This is a genomic window from Mesoaciditoga sp., assembly GCF_054006115.1.
Window position 1 is genome coordinate 1 of record NZ_JBPNHS010000009.1, and the last position, 13,837, is coordinate 13,837.

Consider the following 13,837-nt stretch of genomic DNA (forward strand, 5'->3'; position numbering starts at 1 on the left):
ACGAACCCATCATCTTCTACGATTGCGAAATACGACATAGGCATACCAAAAGACGGAAGAATAGATGGAAACGATGTTTCTGAGTTCATGTATCTTTGGAATAAGGCCGCAGAAACAGGACATTAATTACGAGTAAGAACATATAGTCTTGTGTAAAGTTACCATTCTTTTATAAAACGGTACCCACTGGGTACCGTTTTCTTTTCATTTTAAGACCAAAAAGGTCTTTTTCTTTTACCGTGTGGTAAAATAATGAAGTGTATTTGAATTCAATGGAGGTTGGGAAATTGAAAATAGGAATACCAAGAGGCTTGTATTTTTATATGTATTACCCCATGTGGTATGGATTCTTTTCATCGTTGGAACATAATGTAGTTACGTCTATACCTACTAACAAGGAGATATTGAACATAGGAGTTTCGAGTGCTGTCGATGATATATGTATATCGGTTAAAGTTTATCATGGGCACGTGAAATATCTATTGGACAAAAAAGATATTGATTTTGTTTTCGTTCCCAGAATAGTGAGCGAAGACAAGTATAAATACACTTGTCCAAAGCTTACAGCCATGCCTGATCTCATTAAAAGCGCTTTTAGGGAAGATGCTGATAGAATTCTCAAGGTAAACATGTTCATGAATCAAGGAAATGCCCCTCTCTTCGAAGCGTTTGGAGAAGTTGGAAAAACATTGGGTGACTCAGAGAAAGGCGTGAAAAAAGCCGTGAAAGATGGGATAGCGCTTCAAAAGAAAGCAACTGAATGCTTGAGAAAGGGACACAATTTTCTTGAAGTGGTTCAACATATCAAAGATCTGGATGCTTTGTTGAAAAAGCCAGTAGAAGAAAAACGTTACAAGGTCGCACTGGCAGGCTTTCCATACGATGTTTATGATGGTTACATGAACGGAAATGTTATAGAGAAACTTGAAGAATCAAATATACGCCCAGTTACAACTGATATGTTAGATCCAAAACTTTACAAGCATTATGTTAAATACATGGTGAAAGATCTTTTTTGGTTTCAGGCGAATGTCGCTGCAAAAGGTGGCATGTATTACATGGACTCAAAAGATGTGGATGGAGTTATAACGATTTCTTCTTTTAATTGCGGAATAAGCGCGATATACCAAAAGCTTCTGGACCTTTACTCAAAAGAAACTGGTAAGCCGTTGATGCATATCGTTGTTGATGAGCAAACTGGCGACGCTGGCTTGGTAACGAGAATAGAAGCTTTTGTTGACTTGATACGCGTGAAGAGAGGAGATGGTCTCATTGCCTCGTCGTAAGGTTACATATACCTTCCCAAGAATGGGTTACTCGTACGCGGCTTTTGAAAGCTTTTTTCAGATTTTAGGTTACGATGTGGTAGTTCCAGATCCAAGTAATACCAAAACGTTGAAGGAAGGCGTCTCGAATTCTCCAGAAGGAATGTGTTTTCCCTTTAAGATATTGCTTGGACAATTCGTGAAGATCTTAAAAGAAAATCCAGATAAATACTTCAAAATAGTTTCACTTGAAAGCTACGGACCATGCAGATTCGGTTATTACAGTCCGCTTTATTACAAGATACTTCACGATACGGGATTGCACAATTTTGAGGTGGTTAACGTTGAGGGTATATATCCTCCATGGTACAAGGGCATTCCAAGATTTTTTAAAAAACTCATAAAACTCATTGGTTGGCACGCGCCATGGACTGGCATTAGGGCGTTTGTTATTGCTGGATGGAAAGTGTACGCGATCGAACAGTTGGAAAGAAAGATGTATCATCTTATACCGCGCGAAAGAGTAACGGGAAGCGCGGAAAAAGCTTTTAACAGGGCATTTGAAAAGATTCATCACGCTCCAAATAAAATAAGTGCCATAAAGAAAATATTGAACGAGGAGCTCAAAAAGATGGATGAAATCGAGCATGATGAAGATGTTGACCTTCCGAAAATTGGTTTGGTTGGAGAGGCGTACATGCTCATGGATTATTCGAACAACCTTGAAATAGAAAAGAAGCTTGCCTACATGGGTGTAGATGTGGATAGATCTCTTTGGGTTACAAATTGGACGCTTGACAGGATATTAAAAACAAAACAACACCTTAAGCATATGGAAGAAGTTAACAAAGGTTACCTTGATTATTTCATAGGCGGAGATGGACAAGAGAGCATAATGAACACCATTCTTTACAAGAAAAAAGGATTTGATGGCGTGATTCAAGTGCTACCATTTGGTTGCTTGCCTGAGACGGCGGCAAAACAGATATTGTCCAACGTGAGTGAGGATTACGATATTCCCGTTTTGAGTCTCTCTTTCGATGAACAAACCGGGGAAGCTGGATTTGTAACCCGATTGGAAGCGTTCGTGGATATGATAAGAAGCAGAAGAAACATAAGTAAAAATGATAATAAAAAGGTTGAATATAAAGAAAGCGAAGAAACGGTTATTTCTAAGTGATAGGAGGTAATTCTTATGGCGAAAAAGCTGGCATTGGGTATAGATGTGGGTTCAGTTACCACAAAAGTTGTGTTCATAGACGAAAATGATGAGGTCGTCGAAGGACTTTATTTACGAACAAAAGGAAGCCCTATAATCACGATAAAAAACGGAATGATCGAAGCGTATGACTATATAACCAAAAAATATGGGGATATAGAAGTTATCGCTGTGGGAACAACTGGAAGTGGAAGGCAGCTCGCAGGTGTTATAGTTGGAGCGGATTTGGTGAAGAACGAAATATCCGCTCACGCTTACGCGGCCGTTCACGAAGTTCCAGACGTTTCTACGATCTTCGAAATGGGCGGACAAGATTCCAAGATAATATTCTTAAGAAACGGGGCCGTTGTGGATTTCGCCATGAACACGGTTTGTGCAGCGGGAACTGGATCGTTCCTCGATCATCAAGCTGAAAGGATTGGAGTGCCAATAGAGAAATTCGGAGAGTACGCTTTAAAATCGAAAAGTCCTGTGAGAATAGCGGGAAGGTGTACAGTTTTTGCCGAATCGGATATGATTCACAAACAACAGATGGGTGCGACGCCAGAAGATATAATCGCTGGTCTTTCAGAAAGCTTGGTAAGAAATTATTTAAACAACCTGGCACGTGGAAAGGAGCTCTTGCCGAAGTTCGTTTTCCAGGGAGGAGTCTCTGAGAACATCGGCATAGTAAAAGCGTTTGAAAATGCCGTTGGACATGAAGTTATAGTTCCAAAATACAACAAGATCATGGGTGCGTGGGGAGTGGCCATGCTTGCCAAACGTGAAATAGAGATAACTGGAAGAAAGACGAACTTCAAAGGCTTTAAGGTTACGGAACTTAAGCATGATACGAGAGTTTTCTATTGTGATGGCTGTGCCAATAACTGCGAAGTTTACGAGGTCATAGAAAACGGTGAAACGATCGCATACTGGGGAGACAGATGCGGAAGATGGTCTAACAGAATAACATCTAAGGTGCGGATCAACAAGAAGTAAAAGATGGACTGGAAAAAGCAGGTCGTCTACCAAATTTTTGTAGATAGATTTAAAAGAGGTCCCCATTTTTCACAGAGGGTAACTGAAGGTGTCTACCGCAGAGATGGTGGGGTCGTAAAAGAGTGGAACGAAATACCTTCCAAAGAGGCAAAGGGAATGGAGTTTTTTGGCGGTGACTTGGAAGGAATTGTAGAAGAGCTTAACTACGTAAAATCTATGGGAGTCAATGTTTTGTATTTGACTCCCATTTTTCTTGCCAGTACAAATCACAAATACGACACTCACGACTTCGTGGTGGACACCCAATTTGGGAGTGAAGAGGTTCTCAAAAAGCTCATACGTGAAGCGCATAAAAGGGAAATAGCTGTTTTGTTAGATGGAGTGTTTAACCACGTCGGGGCGGACGGTAAATGGTTTAACCGGGCAAAAAAGTACGGAAACGAAGGAGCTTACAATACCGAAGAATCTGAATATAGAGATTTCTTTTACTTTAAGGAATGGCCAAAGAAGTACAGAGGTTGGTACGATGTCAAATTACTTCCCGAGTTAAACCTTGAAAATGAAAAATTGCGTGAACTGCTTTTCACAGGCGAAAATGCCGTGGTGAAAAGATATCTAAAGCTCGGAATAGACGGTTGGAGATTGGATTGCGCGCACGATCTTGGGCATGAAATAAACAAGTTGATAAGAAAAAGCGCAAAGGATGTTAATCCAAATTCCTATATTGTAGGAGAGATAAGCACCTATCCCAAAGTATGGCTGAAAGACGATGAATTGGACGGTGTGATGAATTACTATTTTGCCAACGTGGTTTTGGGAGGATTAAATGGCATGTACACCCCATTTGTCATGAAGTCAGAGCTCGATCGAATGGTAAAAGAAATTGGCATCGATAAACTTTCCACTTCGTGGAATATGCTTTCTTCTCACGATACTCCACGGTTGAAAAGGCTTTTGAAAGATGAAAAATCAAGAAAGATGGCAGTTGCTTTTCAAATTGCTTACCCCGGTAATCCATTTTTGTATTACGGCGAAGAAAACGGCATGGATGGTGGAGAGGATCCGGATAACAGAAGGCCGATGGTATGGGAAGAAGAAAAATGGGACAAAGATTTCAGAAAGTTCATAATAAAAGCCATGAAATTAAAAACAAGCGAACCATCGCTTGCAAGTGGAAATTACCTGGATTTGCCAATTTCTAATTCTCACGGAATAATTGGATTCGCAAGATATACGGACAATCCTGAAGACACCGTGTTCTTTTTCGCAAATCTTTCTTTCAAAGAGGCAAAAGAAGAAATACCAATACCTCTTTCCTACTTTCTAAGCCACGCCTCTTCTTCAAACCTCCTCGGGAAAGGGGAAGTGCAAGCTAAAATTTCGAGTCTGGAAGTAACTTTGCCAGCACGAAGTTTTATCATTTCAAAACTCGTCCCAAAATTTGAAAATTACAGGATGTACAAGTATCTCAAAGCGAATGACGGTAATTTCTTTTAACGCTTTTTTTCCTTGCTCATGCTTTTACAAAGTTATTTTTATATTTTAAGCAATCATGCAAGTTCTCTTAAAACCATAGCTGAGAATTTCATTCCTAATTTTGTAAGCTTAAGGCGGGGAGAGCATTCCAAAATCTCCCCGCAGAACTTTTTTATTCTTGAAAATGCTTTCTCGAAATTTTCTCCAAATTCCCTTTTCATTTTTTCTATGTCAACACCATCTGAAAGCCTTAAGCCCATAAAGAGGGTTTCACGAGCTTCCTCAAAATCGCTGTTGTTTGATTCGTAAACGGTTGGTCTTTCCCCTTTTCTCACTTTTAAAATATAATCGTTTATCTCTGTGGTATTCACCCAACGCTTGTGTGAAAGATGGCTTCCAGCAGATAAACCAAATCCCACGTAATCTTCGTTTTCCCAGTATTTCAAATTATGTCGACATGGTTTATCTTTTGTCCATGAGCTGATTTCGTATCTTTTATATCCTATTCTTTCCATCTTTTGCGCTATCGTATCGTACATAACCTCAGATTCATCTTCGCTTGGAAGGTGAATCTGCCCTGACTTCATCATGGAATAAAGGGGAACTTCTTCGTGAATTTCCAACTCGTAAAAAGAAACATGAGGAGGATTCAACTCTTCGATTACTTTTAAGTCTTGTTCAACATCCTCAACCTTTTCAAAGGGAAGAGAGTACATGAGATCAACGTTGACGTTTTCAAAGCTTTCACGCAATATGGAATAAGATCTTCTGAATTCGTCGAATGTGTATGGCCTTCCAAGTACCTTCAATATGTCATTTGAAGATGTTTGTAATCCAATACTGGCGCGATTTATTCCTATTTCAAAAAGTTCCTTTACCAATTCGCGCTTCACATCTTCTGGATTGAACTCAAAGGTGGCTTCTTCGACACTCAAGAAAAGGTAACTGGCAAGCTTTTCTATAATTCTTTCGATGTACTTTATTGGCACATGACTTGGAGTTCCGCCACCAAAATAAATGGTTTTAACGTGCTTTCCGCGTAGTTCACCAACGTAAAGATCTATTTCCTTTTCTAAATTTTCAAAGTAATCTTTCATCAACTCTGTATGGGTTGTGGAGGCAAAATCGCAATATATGCACTTTCTAGAACAGAACGGTACATGAACATAAATCGAAATTTCATCTTTCAAGTGAGACGTACACAGCACCCCTGTTGTATCCAAAAGTGATTTCGGTGTTTTCTTGATGGAAGTTCAGTAAAAATGTCGAGCCCAACGCGTTTTTCATGTATCTTATCATCCATCCTCCATTCATGTCGTTTTTGACCGAAGAAAGTCCAAAATCTATACCAATTTTGTCATTGTAACCAATTCCTAAGTCTAAAGAGGCAAAATTCACTGGTAATCCCACGGATGAAAAGATAACTGGATCTCCCAATTCATCTGTGAATAAAAACGAACTTTTCACCTTTCTGAATGAAGCGTCTAACAAACCGAAGTTTTCCATCTGAGTTTGAAAGACAAGCTTTGAGTGTTCCCTTGCGTAAAGCGAAAAGTCCAAAAGTGTTAAGTAAGCTTTACCATTGAACGCAATTCCAAAATTCGGCAAACCGTAATTTCCAGCAACGAATTTTATGTTGTACATGAAAGGAGCGACTGTGTGGGTAAGCTCGTATTTGAAGTAAGCGGCTGGAACGTTTTTTAACAAATTCATTCCCAGCGCTATAGCGTATGTACTCTTTCCAACAATTGGATTTAAAAAACCAATTTTTTCTCTTATAGGTGTTTCACTTATGTATCCCCCCGCCACGCCAAATCCGGAAGTTCCTATTATCGCCATGAAATACACATTTCCCCACTTTTGGGAATATGTTGAAGACCAATCTAAGTTGTTAAGCAAAAAATGAGTTGAAGCCAGTGTAAACGTGGTTACCAAGGAAAGAACGATAAAAAGCACAATTAACTTTTTCAAGATATTGACAAACCCCCTTTCGAAATGGTAATATTTTAGAGCTCTGGGAGATCGTCTAACGGCAGGACGGCGGACTCTGGATTCGCTAATGGAGGTTCGAATCCTCCTCTCCCAGCCAGAAGCCAAGCGTAGACTTGGCTTCTTCTTTTTGAATTATAGCACTTTTTCAGGTTCCTTCTTTCTTCTTATTGCCTTTCATATGATTCAGGGACTCAAAAAAGACCACTATAAATCCAATTGCTAATGGTATGAAATAAGTTAGAGTTCTCCATTCAAGGGTAACGGTTCCCAAATACTGGCGAGGAACAATTGGAGAAAAGAAAAGATAAAAGCCTCCCTCCGCGACTCCGGAAGCGCCCGGAGTTGGAGAAAAATATATGATCATCGTTGCAAGTGATTGAACGGAGATAACATCTAATAGAGAAGAGAGTGTATTTTTTAACACGCCTAACGAGACTATCGCACTGTAAACCGTCACAAAGTCCAAAAAGTTTGACAATAATCCTAAAGAAAAGGTGGATAGTAAAAGAACAGGATCTTTGCTCAAAATTTTGGCACTCTGGGCGTATTGAACTATTTCATTGTCGACTTTTTCCAGTAAAGTGTCTATTTTAGGCCTTAATTTTTTACTGAATCTGAATAAAGACACTACCCATTTAAAGAGGGCAAATATTTTGTTGTACACTCTTTTGCTTAAGCTAAGGGTTATTAAAAATACGATCATGGCGGTTGAAATGCCAAACCCTATAAATGCCAGCGAAACAACGGCGGGAACTTTATGCATGAGATGCAAAGCTATTGGAAGACCTATTATGGCCATGACTTCAAGCGCGCTTTGTTTGACGATGAACCTTAAAACCATTACCGATGTGGAAACACCAACTGATATCCCTGATTTTCCCATATAAACGAGCTGCATGGGCTGCCCTCCAGAATAAGAAGGCGTTATCATTCCGAAAAAAGCTCCTATGATAGTTGTTTTAAATGATTTAAAAAAGCTGAAGTGCTCTTTTGATCCTTTCTTTGTTAAGAAATAGATGACTCCCGCATCTGCTGCCCACGACCCCAACAGGGAGAGCAATCCTATCGTTCCCCAACATTCATGAAAGAAAAATTGGTATATCTTTTGCCAATCTATTCCTCCTCCAAAGGAGTTCAACAGATAAATTGTTATGGCTGAGACAATCACCACGGAAACTATGTACACGACAAATTTCTTCAATTTCTATCACCTTTTAATATTTTTTTCAGAGCTTCAAGTTCATCGATGTTTTCATCTAATTTTAGCCTTAAAATTTCTTTTATAGCCTCTCCAACAGCCCTCCCTTTGAAACCGTAACTTTTTAAAATGTCTCCATTCACTTTTTCCAATTTGCTTTCTTTGTACTTTTTCAGGAATAGAAAAACTTTTTCTCTTACCTTTTCACTTTCATAGGCAAGGATAGGTAAAGCCTCTTTTTGAACCTTTTCCAGCGCGAAAAAGATGGAGGAAGGGCGATCGGATTTTTCTATTTCTTTTAATAAGTTTGAACTGTAAAGCTTTTCAAAGACATCCAAAAATTTCTTTGGAATTCCGTATTTTTCAAAAATCTCCTCTAAAACTTTCCTTTTGCACGGTTTCAACAGGAGCAAAATTATAGAATAAAATGTGTTTAAATTTTCTTCCATTTTTCTCACAATTTCGAAATATCTGTGGAAATCCACCTTTCTTTTACATGGAAAAATGTCAAATATTCCGTATTTTTGGAATTTTTCAAAGATTTTTTCTGGAAAGGCGACGTTTAGACTTTTTTCCAATTCATTTCTTATCCTTTTTTCGCTTAGAACGTTAAGATATTTCTTTTTGACTGCGTCCTTCAAAAGTAAATCCGTTTTTTCTTCCAAAGTGTATCCAAAGCGTGCTGCGTACCTTAAGGCTCTTAATATTCTAGTTGGATCTTCTATAAAACTCATGCTGTGCAGTACTCTTATTTTTTTGTTTTTTAGATCCTTTCTTCCACCAAAAAAGTCTATGAGGGTACCAAAGTCATTTGGATTTAGCGCAATGGCCATCGCATTTATCGTGAAATCTCTTCTGTAAAGATCCTTTCTCAAATTAGAGGATTCAACTTTTGGCAAAGCCCCTGGGTTTTCGTAGTACTCTGTTCTTGCCGTTGCCACATCCAAAGATATTCCGTCTACAAAAAGGGTGGCAGTCTTGAATTCATCGTGCAAGCGCAGACGCACTTTTTTTTGCTTCGCAAATTCCCTTACAAATTCGATTCCGTTTCCTTCTACGACAATATCAACATCCAAGCTCTCTTTTCCCATCAGAAAGTCCCTGACGAATCCTCCCACACTGTAAGCCTTTTCATTTCTTTTATTGGCAAATTGCCCTATTTCTTCAAGTAAAGAAAAAAGAAAAGGAGAAATCTTTTCCTTCATTTCTTCAGAAACATCAAACGTTAACTCGCTTTTCTCGCCGAGGGAAACAACGGCTCTAACGAGATCTCTACGCGTTACTATGCCCACGGGTTGCGTTTTTTCATTCACAACGATTATCCTTCCAACGTCGTGACTTGCCATCAGCTCGCCTATTTCATCCAAAGTAGAATTTTCTTTCACCATCACCGGTGGAATGCTCATCACAAGTTGCAAATCTTCAATGCCAGCTTTCAAGGCCCTTTCAACATCTTTTTTTGTTACCACTCCCACGCATTTTCCATTTTTATCTGTTACCGGAAATCCACTGAAACCCGTACGCCTTATGATTTCCATGATTTCAGAAACATTTTCGCTTAACTTAACGCTTTTAACCGGCCTTGTCATGATTTCATTTGCCAATCTTGAATTCTTCGTTGTGGATATTTGAACTGATATTCCCTCTAAACTTCCGCCGTGTTCCGCGCAAAAATAGAAAGCTTCCAAATCTAACAATGACGTTTTTAAATCCGTAAAAGCTTTTGTTGCCAAATAAATGGCCCATGTAAAAAGGCGTGCGTCTTCGTAATTGGGAATGATCTTCTTTCTTTTCATTTCAAGTACAAAAGTTGAGGTACATGAAAGACTTTTGCATTTAAATGTAGTGGGCATTCCTTCTTTAATAATTTTCGTTTCTTTGAATTGAGGAAAACTTTTCAACAAACGATTTGCTTCACCAACTAAGAAAATTGAAGCGCTAGGATTAAGTCTTTTGTAAGCGATACCACTGCCTAAGCCATCAATCGTGGCTGGAAAAAGTTTCTTCAAAATTCACACCGCCTAAAGATACAATGAATTTTTCAACTTTGTCGTCCACAACGTAAAAATTGGAACTTACCTTTTTCATATCCGAAGCTCCAAACCTTTTAACACCCTTGTACTTTTTTGCAAAGTCCATCGAAAGCTTTTCTTCTATTCTTTTGTTGAAAAAAACGTACACTTTTTTCACTTCAACTTCCGGTAAAGAGGTAAGATAATCCAGATGCCAATGGATCTTTTTTTGTTTTTTGACGTGTCTTTCTATCCTTTTGCTCAAAGAATTCATTGCCGATCCTATGTAAGCGTAAATTCCTTTCTTGAAATCAATTGAACCGAGTGATCCAACTTTTACTTTAATTGGCTTTGAAATTTCAACGATTAAAATATAAGTTCCCTTATCCTTTTCCATATCTCACAAAGACGTAAAGTGTGGAAATGACAATGCTTAGGCCGAGTACAACCACGCCGTACTTCAAGAACTTTGCGAAGCTTATTTCCTTTTTGTACGAACGCTTTAAAAGTGCAAGGGCGACAACGTTGGCTGAAGCTCCAACTACAGTACCGTTTCCACCAAGACATGCCCCCAAGCTCAACGACCACCATAATGGATTTAAATTGGCGTAAATTTTTGGATCCAGAGAACGCATGGATTTTATCACGGGTATCAAAGTGGCGGTCAATGGAACGTTATCTATAATTGAAGAGAGAACAGCTGAAAAAGAAATTATGATCGCCTCCATGAGAACGTAAGAATTACGGGAAAGTAAGATCATTATCTTGGCCAATTCATTCAATACACCTGTATCACCGAGCGCACCAACCATGACGAAAAGTCCAAGAAAAAACGTTAGAGTTGACCAATCAACTTTTTTTAAAATGTAGTCTACTTTTTTTCTTTCCATAAAAAGTATGGAAGTAAAACCGGCTGCCATGGCAATGGCGGAATTCTCTATACGTGTCACGCTTTGAAGGAGGAACATGGTTACAGTGGCGATGAAAAAAACTATTGAGAGCTTGAAATCTCGTGGATTACTTATCGAAGATTTTGGATCAAGACTGTCTATTACTTTTTTATCAATCTTTTTAGAAAAAGCGTTTCTAAAAAACAAAATCAAAGCGAGATCGGATAAGAACAGCATGATGATGGCCACTGGGCCTGTATTCAAAAGGAATTGTACAAAATCGAGATGCGCCTCCGATCCTATCATTATATTGGGAGGATCACCTATTAGCGTCATTGTGCCGCCAATATTCGAAGCGAAGATCTCACCTATAACGAATGGAATTGGATCCATCTGAAGGGGCTCTGTAATGGCAAAGGTCAGTGGCATGGCCACGAGTATTGTTGTCACGTTGTCTAAAAAGCCTGACATTATGGCGACAAAAAGAGTTAACATAATAAAAAGCTTTTTAGAGGACGCTCCCGAGTGTTGTGCAACTTTTATTCCTATGTATTGAAAAAGGCCACTCTCTTCTAAAACGCTCACAAAAGTCATCATGCCCAGCAACAAAAATATGGTATTGAAATCTATGTAAGTCGCCCAGACTTTTTCAGTTTCTTCAAAGAGCCCAAAGAAGATCATCGTTGTGGCTCCCAAAATAGCCACGATAGTTTTATTAACCTTCTCGGTGGCTATGAAAAAGTAAGATATTGAAAATATTACAAGGGCGGCTACGCCGGAAATGTTCATATCTTTACCTCTACGCTGTCACCATCTTTCAGAACGTCCTCCAATTTTGCTTGAGATCCATTCAACATTATCTTGAGGCCATTTGGGTTAAAATGAAGGTGCTCAAAAAGATCCGATATCTTTAAAGCCATCGTCACCACCTTTATTTCATCTCCACATTTCATTTCTTCGTCTTCGGAAACGATTTTTCCATTCAACGTGGTTTTCATTGGCGATTCAAGTTCAATCTTCTTTGAATTCAAATCAACCGCGATCTTCCCTATTTTCAAATTCTTTACTATTTCGCCAACAGTCACGTTTTTAGCGCGTAAACTTACACGTTGGCCATCTTCTATTTTCTCTAAAGGCTTTCCACTTTCGTCTATCATTTCAAAATTCCTTATTTCGTGTTCCTTTCCATTAACAATTACACGGCAATTCCTTTCAAGGACGTGCATGGCTTCGTCTAAAGAGATGTAATTTTCGTATTCTATCATGTCTCCATCTTCAATCTCATCTTCTGGTGAAGCATCGTGACCATTTTTCTTTACTTTTGGAAAAACTTCGTACTCTTTCTCAGATATGTAAAATTTCAAAGGTTTAACCACGTCTTTTATTTTAACAACCACTTCTTTGCCATCGTGTGGCGTTATTTCCACTACATCTCCATCGTTTAATTTGGAATGGAGAGAAGCGGCTTTTCCGTTTATTGTAACTTCAGGCTCCGGCATGTTACCACTTTTGACCACAACTTTTCCGTTCACTTCGTATGTAATGCCCGCAGAGGGTTTTCCAATCATTTCTTTCACGTCGAATCCGGCCTGCATTAAGGCTTGAAAGATGTCCTCTTGCCCGGTAAGGTTCATAAGTTGAATGACTTTGGAGTTGATCGTAACTTTTTTGAATATCTTTGAAATGTCGTTCCTTGCAGAGTAAGCAATTCCAACGGGCGTAACGAATTCGCTTCCAACGACGTTTCCGGTCTTGTCCACGACGTAAGAGATGTTTTCAATTCCCCTCAAAGCGACTCTTTCCACGGGAAGTGAGAGCTTATTTGCCACGCTTTCGGCAAACAGCGGCACCTTGGCTCCTCCGCCAACAATAACGACGGCGGCGGGAGTAGCTCCATTCAAATCGAAAATTGCCTTGGCTATTTCGTCGGTTATGTTATCTATAACTGGTGTTATAACTTCCATAAGATCGTTAAGCGATATGTTCACCGGCATTCCGAGAATGTTGTTGACGTTTGGAATGTTCCCACTGGCAATGGAACGTTTAACTCTTTCACCGTCTTCAAAGGAAAGAAGGTATTTATCGCAAATTTTATCCGTTATTTCGTCCCCTGCCATTGGGATCATACCGTAAGCCATTATTGTTCCATCTTTGCTTATCGCTATATCTGACGTGCCGGCTCCCACATCTATCAAGGCTATGTTTAATCTTCGTAAATCCGGAGGAACTACGAGATTCATCGCGGCCATAGGTTCAAGTGTCAAAAAATTCAGTGATAGATTCGCCTTTTCCACAACTGAAAAAAGCGCTTCAACCACTCGCTGTGGCAAAAAAGCCGCTATTAAACTTACACTGGACTCTTCTCCATACTGTCCAACGAGATTTCTCACTCTCTCGCCGTCAACGAGGTATTCCAAAACAGAGTAGCCAACGCAATAATCCTTTGAATGTCCGTTTTTTCTTACCGCATCTGAAATGGCATCGAATTCGAGGTTTCTTACGAAATCTTCGTCTATCTTTGAAGGAGGAATACTTTTAGAAGCGCTTCCAACAACCGTTTTAAGAAACCTTCCGGCAACGGCGGTAGAAACAGTTGAAAATTCCGTTTGATTCCTTTCTTCTAACGTTTTTCTCACGCGTTGAACGGCTTTGGCCACTTTTGGAACGTCGTTTATCTGTCCGTCAAGCATGGCCCTTTCTTCATGTTCAACAACTTCAAAGTCGAGTATTTCGATTCCCTTTTCTGTTTCCTGAGCCACAATTCCAATGACAGTTCTAGTTCCTATGTCAAGCGCAAAAAGCATAAG

The 13,837-nt window shown here is 39.3% G+C and carries 11 protein-coding genes and 1 tRNA gene; 5 read left to right on the top strand and 7 right to left on the bottom strand.

What is annotated here, in order from left to right:
- The first annotated feature begins 287 nt into the window (after positions 1-287).
- The 4 genes from ACXJIN_RS01285 to aglB are packed head-to-tail and all read left to right on the top strand — an operon-like array spanning position 288 to position 4,959.
- On the top strand, positions 288-1,286 hold the full coding sequence (locus ACXJIN_RS01285; protein WP_456398871.1) for an acyl-CoA dehydratase activase-related protein: 999 nt from the start codon (positions 288-290) through the stop codon (positions 1,284-1,286).
- A complete protein-coding gene (locus tag ACXJIN_RS01290; RefSeq protein WP_456398873.1) occupies positions 1,273-2,445 on the top strand; it encodes an acyl-CoA dehydratase activase-related protein in 1,173 nt (390 codons plus the stop codon). Before ACXJIN_RS01285 ends, ACXJIN_RS01290 begins: the two co-directional genes overlap by 14 nt.
- Positions 2,446-2,460: 15 nt before the next feature.
- Positions 2,461-3,462 (top strand): acyl-CoA dehydratase activase, encoded by a 1,002-nt coding sequence (locus ACXJIN_RS01295; protein WP_456398874.1) that lies wholly within the window; start codon positions 2,461-2,463, stop codon positions 3,460-3,462.
- 3 nt (positions 3,463-3,465) lie between these two features.
- Positions 3,466-4,959, top strand: a complete 1,494-nt coding sequence (gene aglB / locus ACXJIN_RS01300; RefSeq protein WP_456398876.1) for a cyclomaltodextrinase — start codon at positions 3,466-3,468, stop codon at positions 4,957-4,959.
- A gap of 53 nt (positions 4,960-5,012) precedes the next feature.
- On the opposite strand, the gene hemW is transcribed toward aglB, so the two are convergent.
- Positions 5,013-6,146, bottom strand: coding sequence for a radical SAM family heme chaperone HemW (hemW, locus tag ACXJIN_RS01305; RefSeq protein WP_456398878.1), 1,134 nt, complete (start codon positions 6,144-6,146; stop codon positions 5,013-5,015).
- The gene (locus ACXJIN_RS01310; RefSeq protein WP_456398879.1) at positions 6,118-6,909 is read right to left on the bottom strand and encodes a hypothetical protein; all 792 of its coding nucleotides are present in this window, start codon (positions 6,907-6,909) and stop codon (positions 6,118-6,120) included. Before ACXJIN_RS01310 ends, hemW begins: the two co-directional genes overlap by 29 nt.
- A 44-nt stretch (positions 6,910-6,953) precedes the next feature.
- On the opposite strand from ACXJIN_RS01310, the gene ACXJIN_RS01315 reads away from it, so the two are divergent.
- A tRNA-Gln gene (locus ACXJIN_RS01315) sits at positions 6,954-7,027 on the top strand.
- A gap of 48 nt (positions 7,028-7,075) precedes the next feature.
- Here the strand turns inward: ACXJIN_RS01315 and ACXJIN_RS01320 are convergent.
- From ACXJIN_RS01320 to pilM, 5 genes are read right to left on the bottom strand one after another with little or no spacing between them, the layout of a single operon-like run.
- The gene (locus tag ACXJIN_RS01320; RefSeq protein WP_456398881.1) at positions 7,076-8,131 is read right to left on the bottom strand and encodes a lysylphosphatidylglycerol synthase transmembrane domain-containing protein; all 1,056 of its coding nucleotides are present in this window, start codon (positions 8,129-8,131) and stop codon (positions 7,076-7,078) included.
- Entirely contained in the window at positions 8,128-10,137 is a 2,010-nt protein-coding gene (locus ACXJIN_RS01325; protein ID WP_456398882.1) for a CBS domain-containing protein, read from the bottom strand. Before ACXJIN_RS01325 ends, ACXJIN_RS01320 begins: the two co-directional genes overlap by 4 nt.
- On the bottom strand, positions 10,109-10,537 hold the full coding sequence (locus tag ACXJIN_RS01330; RefSeq protein WP_456398884.1) for a GIY-YIG nuclease family protein: 429 nt from the start codon (positions 10,535-10,537) through the stop codon (positions 10,109-10,111). Before ACXJIN_RS01330 ends, ACXJIN_RS01325 begins: the two co-directional genes overlap by 29 nt.
- Positions 10,524-11,819: an ArsB/NhaD family transporter gene (locus ACXJIN_RS01335; protein WP_456398886.1), complete on the bottom strand. Its 1,296-nt coding sequence runs from the start codon at positions 11,817-11,819 to the stop codon at positions 10,524-10,526. The genes ACXJIN_RS01330 and ACXJIN_RS01335 overlap by 14 nt, the downstream gene beginning before the upstream one ends.
- Positions 11,816-13,834 carry a pilus assembly protein PilM gene (pilM, locus tag ACXJIN_RS01340; RefSeq protein ID WP_456398888.1) on the bottom strand — a complete coding sequence of 673 codons (2,019 nt, stop codon included), beginning with the start codon at positions 13,832-13,834 and terminating at the stop codon, positions 11,816-11,818. Before pilM ends, ACXJIN_RS01335 begins: the two co-directional genes overlap by 4 nt.
- Positions 13,835-13,837: the final 3 nt, after the last annotated feature.

Excerpts from the sequence above, each read along its gene's own strand:
- ACXJIN_RS01335 (WP_456398886.1), bottom strand. The coding sequence starts at position 11,819 with ATGAACATTTCCGGCGTAGCCGCCCTTGTAATATTTTCAATATCTTAC.
- pilM (WP_456398888.1), bottom strand. The coding sequence starts at position 13,834 with ATGCTTTTTGCGCTTGACATAGGAACTAGAACTGTCATTGGAATTGTG.
- aglB (WP_456398876.1), top strand. The coding sequence starts at position 3,466 with ATGGACTGGAAAAAGCAGGTCGTCTACCAAATTTTTGTAGATAGATTT.
- ACXJIN_RS01295 (WP_456398874.1), top strand. The coding sequence starts at position 2,461 with ATGGCGAAAAAGCTGGCATTGGGTATAGATGTGGGTTCAGTTACCACA.
- ACXJIN_RS01330 (WP_456398884.1), bottom strand. The coding sequence starts at position 10,537 with ATGGAAAAGGATAAGGGAACTTATATTTTAATCGTTGAAATTTCAAAG.